Below are 21,944 nucleotides of genomic sequence, written 5' to 3'. Positions count from 1 at the left end.
TTTTTTAAGTGCTTGATTTTTAAAGGCAAAAATATCTGGTCCTGAAATTGAATATTATTAAGCGTTATAGGATATAAGCGCTAATCTAACCGAAAGGCGTATATTAATAAGTCAATTTTGCTATCTTAAAAATAGTGAACTGGACAAAGCAAAAACCACCCTTCTTTGAACGGTGGTTTTTTCATTTACAAAAATTATGGCTTATTCCTGAACATAAATGCGTTTAACTCGTCCAGATACATTTGTGAGTACCTCGTAGGATATAGAATTCATTGCTTTAGCAATGGCTGCGATCTGCTTGTCATTTTCGAAAATAATTACTTCCTCCCCTTCACTACAACTTATGCCGGTGATATCAATCATACACATGTCCATACAGATATTTCCTACAGTCTTACAAAAAATTCCGTTTACATAAACACCGTGATTCGCATTTCCAAGTTGTCTGCTAAATCCATCTGCGTAACCTATTGGTATGGTTGCGATACTTGTATCCTGACTGATCTTGCCGTTACGATTGTAGCCCACAGTATCGCCCGCCTTAATTTTTTTAATCTGGCTAATCTTCGTTTTAAGTGTTCCTACGTTTTGCAACTGTTTTTGTTCTTCTGCATTAACTCCTATTCCATACATTCCAATTCCAAGACGCACCATATCGTAATGCGCTTGTTTAAAACGGGTTATACCACCGGAATTGCAAAGATGTTTTATAACCGAATATCCCAGTTGTTCTTCTATTAGTTGAAATGCTTTTTCGAAAATCCGGACCTGTTCCTTCGTAAAACCATCTAATTCAGCATTGTCAGAACCTACCAGGTGTGAAAAAACCGATTTCACTTTTAGGAGCGGGTTTTGTTTTAGTAAAGCAGCCAATTCAATAAGTTCATGTTCTTCAAATCCTAAACGGTGCATGCCTGTATCAATCTTCAGATGCACTGGATAAGGCTCGGTAATTCCCAGGGCATCCAACTTGGCTACAAAAGTCTTTAAAAGCTTATAGTGATAAATTTCCGGCTCGAGCCGGTGGTTTATGATATCTTCAAAGGCATCTTCTTCAGGATTCATAACCATAATTGGAAGTGTAATATGAGAAGCTCTTAATTCCACTCCCTCGTCAGCATAGGCTACAGCGAGGTAATTTACGCCCATGTGTTGGAGCGTTCGGCCTACCTCGGCACTGCCACTTCCATATCCCATAGCTTTTACCATACCCATCATCTGCACTTTTGGAGCAAGTAATGATCGGTAATAATTTATATTGTCCGTTAGTTTATTCAAATTTATTTCGAACACTGTATCGTGACTTTTTAATTGCAGGAGTTTACTGATGTTTTCAAATCCGAAGCTGCGCGCGCCTTTAAGAAGAATTCCCGCGTCACTGAAATGAAAGCTGTTCAGATAAAACTGACTGGCAAATTCTTGCGTGTCTCTAAAAAATAAAGAGTTTGCTTTAAACAGTGGTCTATGATTTGAGATCTCATTTCCTATACCTACAACAAGATCAATCCTATTTTGTTGAAACAGGTCTGCGAGCTTGCGGTATAGGGCCGACGATGGAATGCCGGACTGTTCAATATCTGAAACGATCACAATTTTTTTGAGACGACGGTTTTGTTGTTGTAAATAATTTAGAGCAATTTTAAGTGAATCAAGATCTGAATTGTAGTAATCGTTGATAAGCAACGAATTCTGTATTCCATTTTTTATCTCAAGACGCAATGCTACTGGTTGCAGAAGACTGATTCTTGATTGTATAACCTGTTCTTGAAATCCCATGGTTAAAAGAACTCCCACACAGGTCGCAATATTATGAATGGAGGCCTGATCAGTAAACGGAATTTTAAACTTATAGTTCGTAGAAGAACTTTGTAAATAAAGTGTATCAGATTCAAAACTTATTTTGAGATCGGCGTCCGCGTGCTCAGAAATAAATAGGGCTTTGATCTTTAAATTTTGTGGAGCATCATTTTTAGTGATTCCTGAAAGAATAATTTTATCGCTCGAGGAAACCAATTTTAGTTTCTCCGCCATCTTTTGCTCACGATTCAAAAAACCTTCGTCGTGCGGTGAGCCAAAAGAAGTAAGCACACCAAGCGTTGGACGTATAATCGAGGCTAGCCTTTCCATCTCACCTTCTTTTGAAATACCCGCTTCAAAAATGCCTAACGTATGTGTCTCATTCAAATTTAAAACACTTAAAGGCACACCAATCTGAGAATTATAGCTTTTTGGACTCCTACAAATTGCAAAATCATTTTTTAGAAGTTGATAAAGCCACTCCTTTACCACTGTTTTTCCATGACTACCCGTTATTCCAATAACAGGAATAGAAAAGCGTTGACGGTGATAAGAGGCCAAAATTTGTATAGTATGTAAAGGGTCTTCAGAAACAATAAAAGAAACATCTGAATCTTTAAAATCAGAATAATCAAATTCCCCTTCAGCCACCAGAAAGGATTTCAGCCCGCTCTCTATTAATTCAGGAATATATAAATGTCCGTTGTTACGCTGGGTTTTCAGAGCGATAAAAATAGTTTCTTCTGCAGAATGAAGTCCACGGCTATCGTTGAGGTAATGACTAACACTATAATTATTCTTTCCGAAAAATTTTGTGTTGGTTATTTCGGCTATTTGCTGGAGCGTGTACATATTAGTGCAATTCGTTAATTAGCAAGTGGTTTGTATTTCAACCACTCTCTTACTTGAATAAGGTTTACATTTCGCTTAAAACCAATTGTTTAAAAGGCGTGTAAAACAAAATTTAAATGTAGCTGAAGAACTAATAAAATCAAATTATTTTAGTCATTCTTTATAAAATTGTGCTCACATTATGTCTACTGATAAAATACTTCAAAGAATACAGATACAAATAGATGAGCTGACTCCAACGCTGGAATTATTTGTGGACGATACTATACAACCTTCGGTAGCAGACTGTGAGCAATTTCAAAAAATACTTACGGGTATTCAGGAGAATGTCGCCATTTATAAATACAACAAACTGAACAAAGAAATTTCTCCAAGTTTTAATATTCACGCGAAACTCTCAGCCGCCACAGGCGAAAAGGAGGTTGCCAAGGCGATAGAGACTGAGAATAAAACACCTGCTACCACTGAAGATCTTCAACAAATTAAAGAAACGGTAAAATTCGAGGCTGAAGAAAAAAAAGAAGCTAAACTTCAAACCCCTGAATCACTAAACAAAGAAGAAAACGAAAAGTCTAAAATAGAACCACCTAAAATAGACCCTGATAACTATCGCGGTATAAAAATGGAAACCCAAAAAACCGAATCCGGTCAAATTACCTTTCCTAAAACAGAAACCACTTCATTTGACGCTTCCAAACCTAAGCCTCCATTGGCAATAGGCCTGAATGATAAATTCCGTTTTATGAATGATTTATTTGGGCAAAACTCCTCTGAATACAATATTGCCCTTGAACAAATCAATAGTGTAAACAACTGGAATGAAGCAGAAATATATTTGAACAGTTTAAAGAATGTGTATGAGTGGGATCCAAAAGAAGAAGTAGTGAAGTACTTTTACTCGCTGGTTAAAAAACGTTTCGACTAATATCATTGCTAAAAACCTATGCGTTTTCTTTTTATACTTGCTGCAGTTCTATTTTTCTCTGCATCAGCAAACTGCCAGGATACTGTTTACGCAAGGAAAATTATAAAATTCCTTACCTCTAAAAAATGTTATGGGCGGGGGTATTTAAACAATGGTCTGTCTACTGCAGAAAAATATATTGTTGCTGAATTAAAAAAGCAAAAGACATTCCCCTTATTCGAAAAAAATTTCACTCAATCTTTTTACCACTCCGTTAATACCTTTCCAAAAGCCTGTAAACTCAGTATTAACGGCAAGCCTCTGAAAACCGGAGAGGATTTTATACCAGACCCTTCCGCGTGCTCAGTGAAGGGGAAGTTTACTTTACAAAAAGTAGATTCTGTTCATTTTATTTATTCTGGCGAGCAGACAAAAATTTCTGTAACGCTGAAAAACAAGCTGACTTATAGTGTAGGAAAAGACGTTGACACATTTTGCGAAGTGGAAATAGATCGAAAAAAATTTAACGAAGAACCTAAAGAAATCGAAATAGACATTCAGAATAAACTTATCTCAGATTTCGAAAGTAAAAACATTGGCTGTTTTATAAATGGCACCTCTGCTTCCGATTCCATGATTGTTTTTTCAGCGCATTACGACCATTTGGGAGGTCTTGGCAAATCTACTTTTTTTCCCGGTGCTAATGACAATGCCAGTGGGGTGAGTGTTGTGATTAATCTCATTCGTTACTACAAAGAACATCCACCGAAATATAAAACTGTATTTTTGTTTTTTGCAGGTGAAGAAGCCGGCCTTTTGGGATCTAAATTTTTTGTGGAGAGCAAAGCCATAGATATTTATAAAATAAAATTTCTCATAAACCTTGATCTGCTGGGCACAGGTAATGACGGGATAATGGTTGTAAACGGAGCAGTTTACGGCAAAGAATTTATGACGCTGACTAAACTCAACAGCGAACAACAACTTCTGAAAGAAATTAAAAAACGCGGTAAAGCCTCAAATAGCGATCACTATTGGTTTTCGGAAAAAGGCGTTCCCTGTTTCTTTATTTATACCATGGGTGGTGTGACGTTCTATCACGATGTTTATGACGTGGAGAAAACATTGCCACTCACGGAATATGTGGATGTTTTTAAATTGATTACTCAATTTACAAATACACTCTGATCACTTCTTATAAAAATTCATTGCGTCAATTTCTTCCCAAACCTTTGCGGGTAGAAAAAACCGAATATCCTTTTTATTTTGCAAGGCGCTTCGAATAAAGGTTGCCGAGATCTCCATCATTGGAGCTTCCGTGAGATGAACATGAGGATGCGCATCAAATTCACTTCGTGCGCAATCGGGACGGGGATAAACGTATATATGAAAGCCCTTTAAAATCTCTTCATAGTTTTTCCATTTATGAAAAGATTGAAGATTGTCCTGCCCCATTATTAAACTAAAAGTATGCTGTGGATATTTTTCCTTTAAATGTGCCAGCGTATTAATAGTATAGGAGGGCTGCGTTAAACCAAACTCAATATTGGAACTCTTCATTTTTGGATGATCGTCGATGGCCAAATTCACAAGCACCAAACGCTGATTCTGATCAAGTAACTGATTTTTATTTTTTAAAGGGTTTTGCGGACTAACTACCAGCCAAACTTCTTCCATTTCTGTAAAGCTGAGCATATAGTTAGCGAGAGCCATATGTCCGATATGTACAGGATTAAAGGACCCGAAAAATAAACCAATATGCATAAGCCGAAATTACTGGTAATTTCTCTTTAAATTTGTTTTCATTAAATATTTTTATGAATTTTCAAAGATTCCGGAATTGTATGTATCAACTGACTAAAAGCGCCGACTCCGGAATGCTTTTTCTCCTGTCAGATGAACCTGTTGAGGACTGCATTAATTCTTATGCTTTACTTCCCTATAAAAATCCCGCAACTGGAAAACTGAAACCCCTTTTCCACAAAGTTCTTAATGTGATTCGTGAAGATGTTAGTCCACTCATGCAGTTCACAGACATTGAGTCTCCTTTGCAATTAAAAAGCAGGACTTCAAAAGCAGAGTATTTAAAAAATGTGTTAACTCTAAAGGGACACATTCAAAAAGGAAATGTTTATGAAATAAATTATTGTATAGAATTCTATTCTGATAATGCGCACATAGACCCTCTGAATGTATTTTTAAAACTAAATGAATTATCCAAAGCACCCTATTCGCAGATCCTGAAGCTAGGTGATGATTTTATTATATCAGCGAGCCCTGAGTTATTCTTAAAAAAAGAAGGGGATAATTTAATTACAAAACCTATTAAAGGAACTATAAAAAGGGGTAAAACAAAAGAAGAAGATCTCGCTTTAAAAAACGAATTACAAAACACTATAAAAGAACGCACGGAAAATGTAATGGCGGTAGATGTAGCCAGGAATGATCTTTCAATGTTTGCAAAAAAAGGCAGTGTTACTGTAAACAAACTTTACAACATTGAAACATTTGAAACTGTTCATCAAATGGTGAGTACAGTAAGCTGTGAAATTAAAGACGGCACTTCTTTTGAAAAAATAATTGACTCCACCTTTCCCATGGCAAGTATGACCGGCGCTCCGAAACAAAGGGCAATGGACCTCATTGATACTTATGAGGATTTTAACAGGAAATCTTATTCAGGAGCGATGGGCTTTATAGATGAAAAAGGAGATTGCACGCTATCTGTTATTATCCGGAGCATTTTTTACAATCAAAAAACAAAAAGGCTGAGTATAGCAGTAGGCGGAGCGATAACTTACTTAAGTGATCCGGAAAAGGAATACGAAGAATGCTTGCTTAAAGCCCAGACGATGTTAAAGGCTTTAAATGCCACGCTTATTTAAAAATCTGTTGGAGTTGAGGCTCAAGCGCCAAAGCGTGACCGTGACCGAAGGTGACGAGTATTCTATCGTACGATTTAAAGGCCGTCTTAATTTTCTGAATCAAAATACTGTCGCGGAGTATTTTTGAACTCCTTCCTATTTCACAAAACTCACATGAATCATTTACATAATCAAATAATTCTACATTAAAATTATCTTGTTCATAGGTACTGGGTGGGTTTCTCACTTTAAAATCAGCACCTATATACTTTTTATAAGACCCTTTGAAATTTTCTAAACTTTTCTGCTGATTGGAAAGAGGAAAATCTTTAAACCATTTATATATTGCCTTGTTATAAAACTGCTCAAAAGGGATCTCCCCGTAAGCGCCGTAGCGGTAGGGGATCACCATACGTTCAACAACGTAGTAAACAAACAATTTATTCGGATCGTTTTTCTTTACATTAACTGCAAATTCTAAACTATCCGGTGTATCTCCATTTAGTAATGGTATCCCTGCCCTATTAGCAAGATATTTATTCACCCCGGTTTCACCATCTTCTTTTATAGCCACGTTCATGGATGAAAAATCTTTTTTCTCGGGAATTTGCCCACCTTCATTAAATGCTATTTGCGGTTTCAATTCCCTGTAATACTTCTCGATGATGCCAAATTGCGGATGCGAACTATCCTGTTGATGTTCACAGCCTATAAAGACCAGTCTTTTATTTGTACTTTTTATATCTATTACATAAGGCGTGGCTACTGTATCTATCCACTTTCCAACCTCTACATAACTTGTGGGTTTTGCCTCCTTACCACCACTAAGCATCTTCCCTTGTTCCTGTTTATTACTACAGGAGAAAAAGAGCAGTGCGACAACTATTTTAAGACCGCACTTTAATGCGTTATTCAAAGATTTCTCATGCATACAATTTTTTAAATAGGAAAATTATTTCTTCTTTTTTAGGTTGCTGACTTCTTTGTAGGAACAAGCGATCATATCTGCGAACAAATCTTTTCTAACCTTTTTTAGTTCTATAAAAGTCCAGCCCTGTTTACCCCATTTATTTGGAATAGGATAAATAATGGTACTGTCGAACGCTAAAAAAACCGATTGATCTATTGCTGATAATTTTAAACATCCACGATTATTTTTAAGATCCAATGTGGCAAAGATTTTCTTCTTGATACGAAAGGAAGTCTTTTCGAAGTGGGGCAATTCTTCAACCCCGTCAAAGGCCAGGGCCAGACTCCGAAAAGTTTCCACACTTACCATTAGCTATTTTCCTCCCATATGTTTACAAGATTTACGATAGTTTCTACCGCTTTTTGCATATCCTGAGTACTCACCCACTCTTGCTTACTGTGAATGCCATGCTCTCCCGCAAAAATATTAGCGCAGGGTAATCCCATAAAAGAGAATCGTGAACCATCTGTACCTCCGCGAATACTATCTAATTTCGGAGTAAGACCTGAACGTTTAATTGCTTCCATAGCATTGTCGATTATTTCAGGATTTTTCTCAAGCACTTCGCGCATGTTTCGGTATTGTTGCGTTACAGTGAATTCGTAGGAGCTTTTATCGTAGTATGAAAGCACTTCAATAGCTATTTGGCGTAGCTCTTCTTCCAATTCAAAAAGGGTTGGCGTATCAAAAGCCCTGATAATAAATTTTAGTTCTACTTCTTCCAGACCACCTGAAATACCTGTGGGATGTATAAAAGGTTGTTTTTTCTCAGTAGTTTCCGGTGTTTTGTGGTTAGGTATTTTCGAAATAATCTGCGCTGCAATTTTAATTGCATGTTGCATTTTATCCTTTGCATATCCAGGATGCGTTGAAAAACCTTTTATTTTAATACTCACACCATCCGCGCTGAAAGTCTCATTCTCTAAGGAACCTGCAGTTCCGCCATCCAAGGTATATCCAAAATCAGCGCCTAGTTTTTTGATATTCGCTTTATCAGCTCCGCGACCAATTTCTTCATCAGGCGTAAAAAGAATTCTGATCTTCCCGTGCTTTACTTCCGGATGAGTCATTAAATAGTGGGCGGCGTCCATAATCTCTGCCACCCCGGCTTTGTCATCTGCACCAAGCAGAGTTGTTCCATCGGTGGTTATAACATCATTGCCGATTTGATTTTGTAATTCAGGATGTTCTGAAACCTTAATTACCTGCGACGTATCACCAGGAAGTACAATGTCTTTTCCGTCGTAGTTTTTATGAATCACAGGCTTCACATTTGTACCTGTGCAATCTGGCGCAGTGTCTACATGCGAGCAAAAACAAAGCACCGGAACTTTTTTTGCAGTGTTGCTTTCGATGGTGGCATAAACGTAACCATGTTCATCCAACTCGGCGTCCTTAATACCCATCTCTTTTAACTCTTCAATGAGTACACGCGAAAGATCTTTCTGTTTTTCTGTACTAGGGCAAGTAGGAGATTCAGGATTTGATTGTGTATCAATTTTTGCATAACGCACGAAGCGCTCTGTAACAGTAAAATTATAGTCTTTAAAGTTCATAAAATTTAAGTTGTTTTATTGGTATAATATTCAGTTGGTTCGTTTACTAAGTTTACTAAATCTGCTTTACTTGGAAGATATAATTTATATTCCTTGGCAAAAATTGTTTTGTTATTTTTTGGCAATGTAATTTCTATAACCGCATCACTCTTGTTTTTGCAGATGATAATACCAATCGTAGGTTTCTCCTTTTCAGTTTTAACATAGCGATCATAGTAATTCACATACATCTGCATTTGTCCAATATCTTCATGTCTTAATTTTCCGATTTTTAAGTCTACTAAAACAAAACATTGCAGTAACCTGTTATATAACACAAGATCTACAATAAACTCGTCGCCGTCAAATAAAAAACGAATCTGCCTTCCCTGAAACAAAAAGCCCTTACCCATTTCAATCAGAAAAGTTTCTATTTTATTGATGATCGCCGTTTCAAGATCTGTTTCTGTGTAACTACTTTTAGATTCCAGGCCAAGGAATTCAAGCACATAAGATGATTTTAAAATATCTTCAGGTTTTTCGATGATCTGACCTTTTTTTGCAAGCTCTCTAACTTTTTTCTTATTCTTACTTAAAGCTAAGCGTTCAAACAACGACCCGTCAAACTGCCTCTGTAGCTCTCGTACACTCCAATGGCCCTGTATAGTTTCTATTTCATAAAATGACCGCTCTTGCTGGTTTTTAATCTTACAAAGAAGAACATAATGCGACCATGACAATGGAAATATCTCGGTAAACGATTTCCGAGACAGTGTCTCGGAAATTAAAATTTTTGCCGGCATTCCCCGCACTTTTCCAATCGAAGGAGATTTCCGAGACACTGTCTCGGAAATTACACTATCCGTAAACTTATATCTGAACACCTCATAAAAGTTCCTCATGTTTTCTAAATTATCTACCGAAAAACCTTTTCCAAATCGACTGGTTAATCTATCACTCGTTTGAACGATAACCTCCTTTCCATATGCAGCGCGCTTGGTACCTTGCTGCTCATGCTCTACAATTAAACGGCCTAATTGAAAATAAGTAAATACCATTAGCCCATTCGTTTGCCGGACCACGTGACCACGCGATGCGCTTACCAATTCTAACGCCTGTTTGATAAGTGACGAAGTTTTTAATTTCAGTTGCGGCAGCTTTTTCACATGTAAGAATTATAGAAGATTAAATGTAGGAAAAATATACATTTAACAATCATTTGCTGGCTTGCAATCCATTATTTTATTTCCTTTGATTCGTGCAATTATTGAGGCTACGCTACTTGCAATTAAAACGCGACTTCAGCTACTGGATATTTATAATAACCGGTGCTGTTTTTTATCTTGTAAAAGAAATTTCCGAAAACCATTTAACATACGCTATCTCAATAGCTGGTATTTTTATTTTCTTATTGTTCAATTATCATAACAACCGCAAAGATTTTAATTTTATCGGAAAATACTTTAAACATGCTGAAAAAAATTTTCTTGTAACTTACAATTTACTCTCTTTACCCATTACAGTAGCTTTGTTACTGAACTCCTACTTTTACCTGTCTCTGGCGATCCACTTACTGGTGAGTTTACTACCTTTTACGAAATTTAAGGCCAGTGGACCAAAATTCTTGTTTATAAGCAGATATCTTCCACCCGACCAATTTGAATGGATTGCTGGTACAAGAAAAAACCTCTATGCGATTATTCTTCTTTTATTCATCGCATTATTTTTAAGTCCGGTAAAGTTTTTTGGAGTTCTTGCTTTGTTTCTTCTTAATAGTATTCTTCTTGGTTTTTATAATTTCTTTGAACCTCTCACGATGTTAAATCCTGAAGGTCTTGATGCAGAGATGTTCCTTAAACGAAAAGTATTATTTTCACATAAAATTCTCTTGATCGTAAATGCTCCTTTATTACTTTTTAATTCTATTTTACATCCGGACGTTACCTGGTTTAACGCATGTTTTCTGACTGGTTTTTTAGTACTTGCATCTTGTTTTATTTATTTAAAATATGCCAATTACAAACCTAACACGGAGCTCAGTTTTCAAATTGATTCGCTTTTGCTTTTCGCATCAACCATCATTCCTTTTTTGTTACCTCTTTCTTTGCTACTTGCCCGGTCGTATAAACAAAAAGCATTAGAGAACCTCTCAACTTACATAGATGATAACAGCTAAAATTCCCTTGTTTAGGTACAAGGAAGAAATTATTTTAAAAGACCTGGATAAAACATTTGAAAGTAAAAAAACCCATGGTATTGTTGGCTTAAACGGAACTGGCAAAACAACTTTTTTTAATCTTCTGGCCGGTTTTATAAAAGATAATTCCTGTGTATTTTTAAAGGATAACAAAAAAATTTATAAGAAAGACATTGCTTTTATAGATGCAGATGTATTTTTTTATCCAAAACTGACCGCAAAAGAATTTCTGAGTGTCTTTCCCAATACTAATCCTACTTACAACGAGGAGAAGCTTGCAGCTCTTTTTAAATTACCACTGGCTGGCTTTATGGAAGATTTCTCTACGGGGATGAAGAAAAAATTATTTCTCCAGAGCCAGATTAAGCAAGATAAACAGCTTTATATTCTCGACGAACCCTTTAACGGATTAGACCTTGAAACCAACAAAATACTCGAAGTTATTATTGGCATACTGAATGAAAGAGGAAAAACGGTTTTCATTTCTTCTCATATACTTGACCCACTTTTAACCGTTAGTCACCAAATTCATTATCTAAAAGAAAAAACACTTTTTCGTACTTACGAAAAAAATGAATTTCATTTAATACAGAACGAACTTTTTGGAGAATATACGCGTGAAATGAAAAACGATTTGCCTGATATAATTTAAATGGTTAAGCCACTTTCAACTGGCTCAATCGCGCATTTTTCAATTTATCCAAAGCGTAATCTAAAGTTACCGTAAATTGTTTTACTGGTTTTTCTTCACTTGGCAAGGAATACATAATGTCTGTCATGATCGCTTCACAGATACCGCGAAGACCACGGGCTCCTAATTTAAATTCAATAGCTTTATCCACTATTAAATTTAAAACATCATCGTCAATCTCTAACTTGGTGCCTTCCATTTTAAACAATTGTTTGTATTGTTTCATCAAAGCATTTTTTGGATCGGTTAAGATCTGACGTAAAGCGCTTCTATCTAATGGTTTTAAATATGTAAGAACAGGAAGACGTCCAATTAATTCGGGAATTAATCCAAATGCTTTTAAATCTTGCGGAGAAATATATTGGAGTAAATGGCTTTTATCGATTTCAACTTCATCAACACTTGCTGAATAACCCACTGCCGTTGTATTTAAACGTTTAGCGATTTTCTTTTCAATGCCATCAAAAGCACCTCCGCAGATAAATAAAATATTTTTAGTATTTACCGCAATCATTTTTGCATCCGGATGTTTACGTCCTCCTTGCGGTGGAACATTCACCACAGTACCTTCTAATAATTTCAGGAGAGCCTGTTGCACCCCTTCGCCACTTACATCGCGTGTTATAGAGGGATTGTCGCTTTTACGCGCAATTTTATCCACCTCATCAATAAATACTATTCCTTTTTCAGCGGCAGCTACATCATAGTCTGCTGCCTGCAGTAAACGTGTTAAAATACTTTCAACGTCCTCACCCACATAACCGGCTTCGGTTAAAACGGTTGCATCGGCAATACAAAAAGGCACATTCAACATCGTAGCAATTGTTCTCGCTAATAATGTTTTACCAGTACCGGTTTCTCCAACTAAAATCAGGTTGGATTTATCTATCTCTACTTCGTCTTTGTTATTTTTTGCAACGTGCGCTATACGTTTAAAATGATTGTAAACAGCAACGCTCAGCACTTTTTTTGCATCGTCCTGACCAATCACGTACTCATCCAACTTCTCTTTAATCATTTTTGGTTTCAGTAAATTGATGGCGTGTTGCACCTGCTGTTTTTGTTCACCAACAGATTCTTCCTTAATAATGCCATAAGCCTGTGTTACGCAATTATCGCAAACATGCCCGTTGATTCCGGCTATTAAAATTTTTGATTCCTTTTTGTCACGTCCACAAAGGGAGCAACGTATTGTAGTGTCTTTTGCCATGTTACTTACTGGGATACCAAATATACAAATAAATCAATTCAGAATTTGTCTAAATAAGCTTAAAATCTTACATAAACCCAAGCTCCAACTGGGCTACCTCGCTCATCATATCTTTTTCCCAAGGTGGTTCAAAAGTGAGTTTTAAGGCGGCAGATTTTATCCCTGGAACCAATTTCAATTTATTTTCTACTTCTGCGGGCAAACTTTCCGCTACCGGACAATTTGGAGATGTAAGTGTCATAACGATACTGAGATTATGATCGTCGTCAAGGTTTAATTCGTAAATCAGGCCAAGTTCCCAAATATCAACGGGAATTTCCGGATCAAAGCAGGTTTTAATTTCGTCGATAACACGCTGCATTAACTCCGTGTCTTTTGTTATAATAATTGCGCTCATCTTAAATTCTTTTTAATGCTTCTTTTTTCATTTGGTTGATCATACTCACAAGTCCGTTTGCCCGCGTGGGACTTAAATGCTCTTTCAAACCGATTTTATCTACAAAGCCCATAGTTGCTTTTACAACATCTTCCGGTTTTTGATCTGATAATACACGAATCATTAAAGCAACCATTCCCTTGGTAATAATAGCATCACTATCGGCCGTAAAAATAATTTTATCGTCCTTAACCTCAGCGTTCAACCAAACCCTGCTCTGACAACCCTGGATAATTCGGTCGTCTGTTTTTAATTCAGATTTAATAAGAGGTAAAGATTTTCCAAGATCGATCAGATGTTCGTATTTCGATTCCCAATCTTCTCCGAAGAACTCAAACTCTTCTATTATTTCTTTTTCTATTTCCTGAATGGACATTGTTTTTGGTTATCTGTCTTTCCCGACTACGTTCGTAATGACGGCTGTTAAATTTATTGATCAACTAAAAATCTAAGAAAGCATTCGTATCACTTTTTTCAATTTCTCGACAAAAAAATCTACTTCTTCAATCGTATTATAAATTGCAAATGAAATTCTAACGGTTCCCAAAATATTTAAACACTGCATAAGCGGCTGGGTGCAATGGTGTCCGGTTCGTACTGCTATTCCGTATTTATCAAGTAAGGTTCCAACATCAAAAGGATGTTGCCCCGTGACATTGAAAGAAATAACTCCGGCCTTATGGTTATCTACACCGTAAATTTCGATCTCCGGAATTTCCAACAGCAATTTTTGCGCGTGTTGAACCAAGTTGTGTTCATGATCAAAAATGGTTTGCATGCCAATTTCATCTGCAAATTTAATAGCCTCAGCAAAAGAAATCACTCCAGCAATATTTGGAGTTCCAGGTTCAAAACGCAAAGCTCCTTCAACATATTCTGTTTTATCGAAAGAAACTGTTTTAATAGTGCCGCCTCCAGCACGTGTTTGGGGAAGATCTTTCAGCCATTTTTCAGACATCCATAAAACACCAACACCTGTAGGACCATATAGTTTATGAGCGCTACAAACATAAAAATCAACTTCTAATTTTTCGACATCCACTGCCATGTGAGGAACTGCCTGAGCTCCATCTACCAAAACAATCAGGTTATGTTTTTTTGCAATTGTGGTTACTCTTTCAAGATCTGTAATAACACCAAGAGTATTGGAAACATGTCCAATAGCAATTAATTTTGTTTTTGGCGTAATAAGTTTTTCGAAAGCTTCGTAATCGAGACTGTGATTGGCCTTTAGAGGAATAACTTTTAATAGTCCTTTATTATTTTGCGCCCACAACTGCCAGGGCAAAATATTAGAGTGATGTTCGTAGGATGACAAAATTATTTCGTCGCCCTCTTGTAAATATTTTTTCGAAAGCCCTTCTGCTACAATATTTATAGCATCGGTTGTGCCTGCAGTGAAAATAATCTGTTGATCGTTGGCAACATGAAAGTGCTTTGCAACTGTTTTTCTTGCAGCTTCAAATTGATCTGTTGCAAGACGACTTAGAGTGTGTACACCCCTGTGAATATTAGCATTGGTAGTTCTATAAAAATTTGCTTCACAGTCAATAACACGAACTGGCTTCTGCGTGGTTGCACCATTGTCAAAATAAATAAGTTTTGAACCATTTATTTTTTGATCCAGGATGGGAAATTGTTCGTGTATTTTAGTTAGATCTGGCACAATTAAATTTCGTTCTCAAAAAGTTGTGTTACTTTTTCTCTTAAACTATCCACCTCAATCTTATTAATCACTTCCAAAGCAAAAGAGCTCAATAATAATTTTCTGGCGCTGTCTTTTCCAATACCACGGGCATTTAAGTAAAACATAGCGCTTTCATCGATCTTACCGGTCGAAGTTCCGTGCGAACATTTTACATCGTCGGCATAAATTTCTAATTGCGGTTTTGTATTGATAGTTGCATCGTCACTCAACAAAATGTTTTTACTGCTCTGGTAAGCATTTGTTTTTTGCGCGTCTTTTCTTACAAAAATTTTACCATTAAAAACGCCGGTACTTTTATCGTTGATAACGCCTTTGTAAAGTTCGTTGCTTTCGCAATGCGGCACCTGGTGATCCATTAGTGTATGATTGTCTATTAGCTGATTTCCCTTCGAAGAAAATAATCCATTTAGATGAGCTTCCGAATTTTCTCCCGCCAAAATAACGTTATGATTATTTCTTACGACTTGACCGCTTAAAGTGATAGTTGTATTGTCGTAATAACCAGAACGCGCTACTTTAACCTGGTTTGTGTTTACTGAAAATCCTTGGGGACCTTCGTTTTGAAACAAGGCACAATTTAATTTTGCGTTCTCTGCAACAAATTTTTCACTCAAATAATTACTGAAAATCTTTCCTTTACCGAAAACAATCTGTTCTTCAATAATGGTAAGCTCTGAACTTTCCTCCAGCTGAATTAAATTACGGGTGTTAACAATCGCCTCTGAATCAGCACCTGAAATGTATAAAATGTGAATCGGAATTTGGATAGCAGCATTTTTCTCTACTTTCAAATGAAATCCGTTAGAACTAAAAACTGTATTAAGAGCAATGAATGCGTCACTTTCTACTTTTGCTTCTGAAGCAATTAGTTTTTTAGACTCTGCATCCAAATTAGATAGTGCAGTAATGTGCAAACCATTCAGAATTATCTTGTCGCTTAAACTTTCTGAATAAGTTCCGTTTAACACTACTAAAGTTACAGTATCTTCTAACTTATAAGGTTTAAGATCCGCAAGACTAATAAATTTTTGTTCTACATTCTTAAATTCTTTTTTAAGAATGGCATCCATATTACAGTACTTGTAATCTTCGTGCTTGTTATTTGGTATGCCAGTATTTTCAAGATACATCAATGCTTTGGTAAGCGTGTCATCCTGAATAAATCCGACTTTTGCAGCTGTAGACGAAATCTTTTCGATGATATCCTGAGCTGTATGTGATTTTTCTGCGATCATTTTTTTATGCTATCTAACACTAATTACACGAATTAGCACTAAGGTTTTATTTACTCTCTTCTAACTTCATTGGGACCACTTACACACTTAATTCGTGCAAATTAGTGCGATTGGCGTCTCCTTCTTAAACAGATTCCTTCTCGAATTGTTTTTTAATTTCGTCGTATCCCTTTGCTTCAAGCTCAAGAGCTAATTCTTTGCCGCCAGATTTTACAATTTTACCGTTGTATAAAATATGTACAAAATCAGGAACAATATAATCTAAGAGTCTTTGGTAGTGGGTGATGACGATAAACGCCCTGTTCTCATTTTTTAAAGTATTTACGCCACCCGCAACGATCTTTAAAGCGTCGATATCCAGTCCGCTATCGGTTTCATCTAAGATCGCAAGTGTTGGTTCTAACATAGCCATTTGGAAAATCTCATTCCTCTTTTTTTCACCACCGCTAAAACCTTCATTTACACTGCGATTTGCAAGTTTACCATCAAGCTCTACAAGCTTTTGCTTTTCTTTTACCAGTGCAAGAAAGTCTTTTGCCGGAATAGCTTCCTGACCTTTATAAGCGCGAATTTCGTTGATAGCGGTTTTTAAAAAGTTGATATTACTTACTCCCGGAATTTCAATTGGATACTGGAAAGCAAGGAACAGTCCTTCACGCGCACGGTCTTCAGCAGGCATATCTAAAAGATCTTTTCCATGAAAAGTTACTTCTCCTTCTGTTACTTCATAATCTTCACGTCCTGCCAAAACGCTTGATAGAGTAGACTTACCCGAACCGTTGGGGCCCATGATAGCGTGTACTTCTCCCGCCTTAACTTCTAGATTTATTCCTTTTAAAATTTCTTTTCCATCAACAGATGCATGGAGGTTTTTAATTGTGATCATCTTATTTTATTTTTAACTATGTGTGTCCCGATAGGTTCGAGCTTAATTTATTTGAAATCCGTAATTGTAAACTTGTACCGAAAATTTATCTACTAAAAATGCTTTAACTTTTTTGTTCCATAAATAAATCGAAAACTTATCATTTGGTTTAAAGTCCGCGCTTATATTGGCTGTGTAGTCATATTCCCTTGTACCGCAACACTCTGTAGAAGGCGCCTCATTTAATCGAAATGAATTGAGGGATTTATTTTGATGTGTTGTGCCATCTTCCAGAGCAAGCACTACAAGGGCATCGTAGCTACTGTTTGTTTCCAGTTCCGTTCGTCTGCATGAAATTTTTACATGCACGCGGTTGGACTGGAATCCGATCGAATCAAAATTTATTGATAGTCCGTAATCTTTTTGAGAGTAATCAAAAGGCTGATCTAATTTAATTTCTTTTTTTAAAACCACACCTTGTTTGGTTGATGAATATGGCAAGAGTTCATTACTTCCACCCAAAACGTTTTGATATTCGGGAGCTGTTCTCATGAAAATATATTTCCATTTTGCGTATGTCATGCCTGCACGAAGCATAATGCCGCGATTGGCCTGGTAAGTATAAATAAGATTTACGAAAACAAAAAGTCCAGCCACAAATACAAGAGAATTATACAAAACAGCTTTGCCTAAAAGATTCGCAAAAAGCTTTGCTCCGAGAAAAGAAAACAAAGCATAATAATCTACTAACACGCGAATGCCAAGTCCGTCAAAATAGGTATAAGCCCAATAGCTTGCGAAAAAATACAATAACCCTAAAATAAAAAATACCGACGCCAGGAATGAAAATTTATTTTCCTTAAATAACACTCCAAGGCCCAAAACAAAAATTAAACACAAAGGCGTATAAATAAAGAACCCCCCATCAAAGCCAAAAAGCATTTTTAAGAGCTGAGGATTTGACCAGTAGAATCCATCTGCCTTATAGGTATTATGGAATAAGGTTTTGCTTTGAATAAACCAAACCACACTTTGCAGTAACACTATAAACAGAGAAAGAGCAAGGGCTTTGTAAAAAATTTTGTTTCTGAAAAGATCTTTAAAAAATACTTTGCACTCATTCAGACTTCTAAACCAGATAAAAACAGAAAATAAGATCAAAACATTATTTGGTCTAACCAGGGTTATTAGACCAAGAATCGCAAACGTTGAAATCAGATTTTTATTTTCTCTACGCAAAACAAATTTAGAGCTGTGGTAAAGAAAAACAGATATTAGGCTAAAGGAGTAAATGTGTGACATGCCTGCCTCAGATACTGTGTAATGCAACAGGTTCGTTCCAAAAAATAAAAGGAGAAGTATTAAAGCGCTTGTTTTATCGCCAATAGTATGCAGTTGAAATAATTTTTTGAGATAGATTAATCCGATAACCACGTAAAATAAAGCAGCAGAGGCTACTGAAAACTGAAAAGGAAGACTAAAACCATCAACAGGAAAATTAAAAAGAAAAGCAAACAAGCAGGCTAACGCAAAAAACGGCAAGAGTAAAACGGATACACCAATCGAATGAACATTGATAGTTCCACTTTCGGTCCTTAATAAAAACCAATCATTTCCAGTTTGATTTGTAAGATCGTGGGTTATAAAAGTAGAAACCAGGCCTGAATAATAATCTTTCGCATCGCCACCCATAAAATCAGGCACCTCATCCGAATAATTCCATTTAAATATCCAGCTGATTGCAATCGCTAAAAATACCGTGCAAAAAATCGAATAGTTTGAGAATTTATATTTCAGGAAAAGTTCTGACATTTGAATTTACCCGACACTTCCCTCCAAACTCACCGCCAGTAGCTTTTGAGCTTCCACGGCAAACTCCATCGGCAATTTATTTAAAACTTCCTTACAATAGCCATTTACAATTAAGGCAATTGCTTTTTCCATATCGATGCCCCGTTGTTTGCAATAGAACAATTGATCTTCACCAATTTTGCTGGTTGTAGCCTCGTGCTCAACAGTTGCTGTTTTATCTTTTATTTCAATATAGGGAAAAGTATGTGCTCCGCATTTATCGCCCATTAACAAGCTATCGCACTGCGAAAAATTCCTTGCATTGGTTGCGCCTTTGCGCACCTGAACTAATCCGCGATAGCTGTTGTTACTAAAGCCCGCGCTGATTCCTTTTGAAATAATTGTACTACGCGTATTTTTACCAATGTGGATCATTTTAGTGCCGGTATCGGCTTCTTGTTTATTGTTTGTCACAGCCACAGAATAAAATTCACCAGTGCTATTATTCCCTTTTAAAATCACAGAAGGGTATTTCCAGGTAATGGCAGAACCTGTCTCCACCTGCGTCCAGCTGATTTTAGAATTATCTTCCAGACAAATACCACGTTTGGTAACGAAATTAAAAATACCACCTTTACCATCTTTATCGCCCGGGTACCAGTTTTGAACGGTACTGTATTTTACTTCAGCATCTTTATGTGCAATGATTTCAACGATTGCAGCGTGTAATTGATTCTCATCACGAACAGGAGCTGTGCAACCTTCGAGATAAGAAACGTAACTTGCTTCATCGGCAACAATTAAAGTTCTTTCAAACTGACCGGTACCTTTTGCGTTGATACGGAAGTAAGTGGATAATTCCATCGGACAACGAACGCCTTTTGGAATATAACAAAACGACCCATCGCTGAATACTGCAGAATTTAAAGCTGCGTAATAATTGTCCGTATAAGGAACAACCATTCCCATGTATTTTTTAATCAGGTCAGGAAATTCCTGAACAGCCTCACTAAACGAGCAAAAAATAATTCCTTTCTCAGAAAGCGTTTCACGGAAAGTTGTTTTCACTGAAACACTGTCAAACACTGCGTCTACTGCAATGTTCGATTCTACTCCACTTAAACGTTTTTGTTCTTCTAATGAAATACCTAATTTTTCAAAGGTTTTTAAAAGTTCAGGATCCACTTCATCCAGACTCTTTAAAAGAGCCGTTTGTTTTGGAGCGGAATAATAGATAATATCGTTGAAGTCGATTTTCGGATAATGCAAATGCGCCCAGTTATCGGGAGCCTTCATAGTTAACCAATAACGGTAAGCCTTTAAACGAAAATCCAATAGCCATTCCGGTTCATTCTTTTTCTTACTTAAAGCTCTTACTACGTCTTCGTTTAACCCAGGTGCAAAGGTATCGGTCTCTACATCCGTTGTAAAACCGTATTTGTATTCGCTATTTATATGTTCTTCTAGAACTTCGTTTTGTTCTGCCATTTTTTAAGTCAATAGTTGATATTTGTAGTCGATAGTTTAAGCAGTGGGGTCCAGTCTCTGCAGACTAAACTCTGCCTACTGCCAACATATGCCTATACAGAGAAGCTTTCCCCGCAACCACAAGTGCGGCTCGCGTTAGGATTATTAAATACAAAACCCTTTCCGTTTAATCCACCTGTATATTCAAGTTCAGTTCCAACGAGGTATAAAAAGCTTTTTCTGTCTACCACTATTTTAATTCCCTTGTCTTCAAACATCTGATCGCCTTCTTTTAAATTGTGATCGAACTCTAATTTATAGGACAAACCAGAACAACCACCACCATCAACACCCACGCGAATAAAAGTATTCTCAGGATGATTTTCTCTTTGAATTAGATCTATGGCATGATTCTTTGCATTTTCACTTACAGTTATCATAACTATTTGTTTTTAAATGAATTATAGAATAAAGTTAATTAGACTAAATCTAATTAGAGTACAAACATACCACAAAAAAGGTATATATTCAAATGAAAATGTGGGTTTTTGGATATTTTAAGCCTAGTGTGCTATTAACCTCCTGCAAACCGGCCCCGAGTTGATATTTTAGGTTTGGGAGCCAGAGTTAGATCAAATTATTGTGATGAATGTATTTAAGGAGTTCGGCCAAATTATGAGTATTTGTTTTGTTGTAAATATTCATCCGATGAAAATGTACTGTACCCCTTGAAATATTAAGTAGTCCCGCAATTTCCTTTTCCGTTTTGCCATCATGAAGTTCTTTCAGAATTTCATTTTCCCTGCGACTGAGTTTTTGCTTGTCAAGAGAGTCATTCGCGAAATTCTGCAAGAGATTTTTATAAATATCGTCCTCTATGTAAAAGCCTTTCAATTGAACGTTTATGAGCGTCTGGATAAGTTGCTCCGGAACACAATCTTTTGAAAGATAGCCACAAACACCCACTGACAAGCATTCGCGAATTCTCCGAAGATCATTATGCATGGATAAAACTACAGCTTTAACACTTCTGAACCGAACCTGCATAATTTTGAGCGCTTCAAATCCACTCATCACAGGCATTTCCAAATCAAGTAAAACAATATCTGTTTCTATTCGCTTGAGCATATCGAGTAATTCCCGCCCGTTTGCGCATTCACCTATTACATCAAACTCTTCATAGTCCGACAAAAAGGCCGTGAGCGAGCGTCTCATTAAAGAGTTGTTATCCGCGATAATTATTTTGATTTTCTTTGACATAAGTAGTAGAAAATAATATTTATACGTACTTCCAGACTAAAGGTATCGGTTTGATGACGCGTATCAAGTTAAATTAGATAAACCCTCCTGAAAAAAGCACTAAGTCGATTAATAGCCTGACCAATATATAAACCTGACTAAATAGTAGGGTTTTCTTACTTA

The 21,944-nt window shown here is 36.5% G+C and carries 21 protein-coding genes; 5 read left to right on the top strand and 16 right to left on the bottom strand.

The annotated features are described in order from the left end of the window. Positions 1 to 201 precede the first annotated feature (201 nt). Entirely contained in the window at positions 202 to 2,649 is a 2,448-nt protein-coding gene (locus tag CNR22_12795; GenBank protein ID PBQ32610.1) for a bifunctional UDP-N-acetylmuramoyl-tripeptide:D-alanyl-D-alanine ligase/alanine racemase, read from the bottom strand. A gap of 181 nt (positions 2,650 to 2,830) precedes the next feature. Between CNR22_12795 and CNR22_12790 the strand changes: the two genes are divergently transcribed. Both CNR22_12790 and CNR22_12785 read left to right on the top strand, forming a co-directional pair. Next, positions 2,831 to 3,574 (top strand): hypothetical protein, encoded by a 744-nt coding sequence (locus tag CNR22_12790; GenBank protein ID PBQ32609.1) that lies wholly within the window; start codon positions 2,831 to 2,833, stop codon positions 3,572 to 3,574. A 102-nt stretch (positions 3,575 to 3,676) separates the two neighbouring features. Then, positions 3,677 to 4,741: an aminopeptidase gene (locus CNR22_12785; GenBank protein ID PBQ34897.1), complete on the top strand. Its 1,065-nt coding sequence runs from the start codon at positions 3,677 to 3,679 to the stop codon at positions 4,739 to 4,741. Here CNR22_12785 and CNR22_12780 read toward each other — a convergent pair whose 3' ends face one another. Then, positions 4,742 to 5,317, bottom strand: coding sequence for a nicotinic acid mononucleotide adenylyltransferase (locus CNR22_12780; protein ID PBQ32608.1), 576 nt, complete (start codon positions 5,315 to 5,317; stop codon positions 4,742 to 4,744). A gap of 53 nt (positions 5,318 to 5,370) precedes the next feature. Here CNR22_12780 and CNR22_12775 point away from each other — a divergent pair, with 53 nt between their 5' ends. Further along, a complete protein-coding gene (locus CNR22_12775; GenBank protein PBQ32607.1) occupies positions 5,371 to 6,438 on the top strand; it encodes an aminodeoxychorismate synthase component I in 1,068 nt (355 codons plus the stop codon). Here CNR22_12775 and CNR22_12770 read toward each other — a convergent pair. From CNR22_12770 to CNR22_12755, 4 genes are read right to left on the bottom strand one after another with little or no spacing between them, the layout of a single operon-like run. Next, positions 6,431 to 7,348, bottom strand: a complete 918-nt coding sequence (locus CNR22_12770) for a hypothetical protein (GenBank protein ID PBQ32606.1) — start codon at positions 7,346 to 7,348, stop codon at positions 6,431 to 6,433. The two genes, CNR22_12775 and CNR22_12770, sit on opposite strands and share 8 nt — an antisense overlap. Before the next feature lie 21 nt (positions 7,349 to 7,369). Beyond that, on the bottom strand, positions 7,370 to 7,696 hold the full coding sequence (locus tag CNR22_12765; GenBank protein ID PBQ32605.1) for a hypothetical protein: 327 nt from the start codon (positions 7,694 to 7,696) through the stop codon (positions 7,370 to 7,372). Then, a complete protein-coding gene (gene pepT / locus CNR22_12760) occupies positions 7,696 to 8,943 on the bottom strand; it encodes a peptidase T (protein PBQ32604.1) in 1,248 nt (415 codons plus the stop codon). The genes CNR22_12765 and pepT overlap by 1 nt, the downstream gene beginning before the upstream one ends. A 5-nt stretch (positions 8,944 to 8,948) precedes the next feature. Beyond that, positions 8,949 to 10,070 (bottom strand): hypothetical protein, encoded by a 1,122-nt coding sequence (locus tag CNR22_12755; GenBank protein PBQ34896.1) that lies wholly within the window; start codon positions 10,068 to 10,070, stop codon positions 8,949 to 8,951. Positions 10,071 to 10,204: 134 nt separating this feature from the next. Between CNR22_12755 and CNR22_12750 the strand changes: the two genes are divergently transcribed. Both CNR22_12750 and CNR22_12745 read left to right on the top strand, forming a co-directional pair. After that, a complete protein-coding gene (locus tag CNR22_12750; GenBank protein PBQ32603.1) occupies positions 10,205 to 11,098 on the top strand; it encodes a hypothetical protein in 894 nt (297 codons plus the stop codon). Further along, positions 11,085 to 11,771: a hypothetical protein gene (locus CNR22_12745; GenBank protein PBQ32602.1), complete on the top strand. Its 687-nt coding sequence runs from the start codon at positions 11,085 to 11,087 to the stop codon at positions 11,769 to 11,771. The genes CNR22_12750 and CNR22_12745 overlap by 14 nt, the downstream gene beginning before the upstream one ends. Positions 11,772 to 11,775: 4 nt before the next feature. On the opposite strand, the gene CNR22_12740 is transcribed toward CNR22_12745, so the two are convergent. From CNR22_12740 to CNR22_12695, 10 genes are all read right to left on the bottom strand, one after another. Next, positions 11,776 to 13,020, bottom strand: a complete 1,245-nt coding sequence (locus CNR22_12740; GenBank protein PBQ32601.1) for an ATP-dependent Clp protease ATP-binding subunit ClpX — start codon at positions 13,018 to 13,020, stop codon at positions 11,776 to 11,778. A gap of 67 nt (positions 13,021 to 13,087) precedes the next feature. Further along, positions 13,088 to 13,402 (bottom strand): FeS assembly SUF system protein, encoded by a 315-nt coding sequence (locus tag CNR22_12735; GenBank protein ID PBQ34895.1) that lies wholly within the window; start codon positions 13,400 to 13,402, stop codon positions 13,088 to 13,090. A gap of 16 nt (positions 13,403 to 13,418) precedes the next feature. Further along, on the bottom strand, positions 13,419 to 13,832 hold the full coding sequence (locus tag CNR22_12730) for a Fe-S metabolism protein SufE (protein ID PBQ32600.1): 414 nt from the start codon (positions 13,830 to 13,832) through the stop codon (positions 13,419 to 13,421). Positions 13,833 to 13,904: 72 nt separating this feature from the next. Next, complete coding sequence (locus tag CNR22_12725) at positions 13,905 to 15,122, bottom strand: cysteine desulfurase CsdA (protein ID PBQ32599.1); 1,218 nt, start codon at positions 15,120 to 15,122, stop codon at positions 13,905 to 13,907. Between the two features lie 2 nt (positions 15,123 to 15,124). Beyond that, positions 15,125 to 16,399, bottom strand: a complete 1,275-nt coding sequence (gene sufD / locus CNR22_12720) for a Fe-S cluster assembly protein SufD (GenBank protein PBQ32598.1) — start codon at positions 16,397 to 16,399, stop codon at positions 15,125 to 15,127. Between the two features lie 124 nt (positions 16,400 to 16,523). Continuing rightward, positions 16,524 to 17,285, bottom strand: coding sequence for a Fe-S cluster assembly ATPase SufC (gene sufC / locus CNR22_12715; GenBank protein ID PBQ32597.1), 762 nt, complete (start codon positions 17,283 to 17,285; stop codon positions 16,524 to 16,526). Between the two features lie 42 nt (positions 17,286 to 17,327). Further along, complete coding sequence (locus CNR22_12710) at positions 17,328 to 19,076, bottom strand: hypothetical protein (protein PBQ32596.1); 1,749 nt, start codon at positions 19,074 to 19,076, stop codon at positions 17,328 to 17,330. A gap of 6 nt (positions 19,077 to 19,082) precedes the next feature. After that, entirely contained in the window at positions 19,083 to 20,543 is a 1,461-nt protein-coding gene (locus tag CNR22_12705; protein ID PBQ32595.1) for a Fe-S cluster assembly protein SufB, read from the bottom strand. 92 nt (positions 20,544 to 20,635) lie between these two features. Then, positions 20,636 to 20,962 (bottom strand): iron-sulfur cluster assembly accessory protein, encoded by a 327-nt coding sequence (locus tag CNR22_12700; GenBank protein ID PBQ32594.1) that lies wholly within the window; start codon positions 20,960 to 20,962, stop codon positions 20,636 to 20,638. A 187-nt stretch (positions 20,963 to 21,149) separates the two neighbouring features. Next, the gene (locus CNR22_12695) at positions 21,150 to 21,782 is read right to left on the bottom strand and encodes a DNA-binding response regulator (protein ID PBQ32593.1); all 633 of its coding nucleotides are present in this window, start codon (positions 21,780 to 21,782) and stop codon (positions 21,150 to 21,152) included. Positions 21,783 to 21,944 lie beyond the last annotated feature (162 nt).

This window comes from Sphingobacteriaceae bacterium (genome assembly GCA_002319075.1).
GTDB lineage: Bacteria > Bacteroidota > Bacteroidia > B-17B0 > Aurantibacillaceae > Aurantibacillus.
This window is presented reverse-complemented; position numbering and strand designations above follow the sequence as displayed.

Bases quoted from the DNA above. Each gene is read 5' to 3' on its own strand.
- CNR22_12765 (PBQ32605.1), bottom strand. From the start codon at position 7,696: ATGGTAAGTGTGGAAACTTTTCGGAGTCTGGCCCTGGCCTTTGACGGG.
- CNR22_12745 (PBQ32602.1), top strand. From the start codon at position 11,085: ATGATAACAGCTAAAATTCCCTTGTTTAGGTACAAGGAAGAAATTATT.
- sufD (PBQ32598.1), bottom strand. From the start codon at position 16,399: ATGATCGCAGAAAAATCACATACAGCTCAGGATATCATCGAAAAGATT.
- CNR22_12790 (PBQ32609.1), top strand. From the start codon at position 2,831: ATGTCTACTGATAAAATACTTCAAAGAATACAGATACAAATAGATGAG.
- CNR22_12700 (PBQ32594.1), bottom strand. From the start codon at position 20,962: ATGATAACTGTAAGTGAAAATGCAAAGAATCATGCCATAGATCTAATT.
- CNR22_12795 (PBQ32610.1), bottom strand. From the start codon at position 2,649: ATGTACACGCTCCAGCAAATAGCCGAAATAACCAACACAAAATTTTTC.
- CNR22_12695 (PBQ32593.1), bottom strand. From the start codon at position 21,782: ATGTCAAAGAAAATCAAAATAATTATCGCGGATAACAACTCTTTAATG.
- CNR22_12775 (PBQ32607.1), top strand. From the start codon at position 5,371: ATGAATTTTCAAAGATTCCGGAATTGTATGTATCAACTGACTAAAAGC.
- CNR22_12740 (PBQ32601.1), bottom strand. From the start codon at position 13,020: ATGGCAAAAGACACTACAATACGTTGCTCCCTTTGTGGACGTGACAAA.
- CNR22_12710 (PBQ32596.1), bottom strand. From the start codon at position 19,076: ATGTCAGAACTTTTCCTGAAATATAAATTCTCAAACTATTCGATTTTT.
- sufC (PBQ32597.1), bottom strand. From the start codon at position 17,285: ATGATCACAATTAAAAACCTCCATGCATCTGTTGATGGAAAAGAAATT.
- CNR22_12705 (PBQ32595.1), bottom strand. From the start codon at position 20,543: ATGGCAGAACAAAACGAAGTTCTAGAAGAACATATAAATAGCGAATAC.
- CNR22_12780 (PBQ32608.1), bottom strand. From the start codon at position 5,317: ATGCATATTGGTTTATTTTTCGGGTCCTTTAATCCTGTACATATCGGA.
- CNR22_12770 (PBQ32606.1), bottom strand. From the start codon at position 7,348: ATGCATGAGAAATCTTTGAATAACGCATTAAAGTGCGGTCTTAAAATA.
- CNR22_12730 (PBQ32600.1), bottom strand. From the start codon at position 13,832: ATGTCCATTCAGGAAATAGAAAAAGAAATAATAGAAGAGTTTGAGTTC.
- pepT (PBQ32604.1), bottom strand. From the start codon at position 8,943: ATGAACTTTAAAGACTATAATTTTACTGTTACAGAGCGCTTCGTGCGT.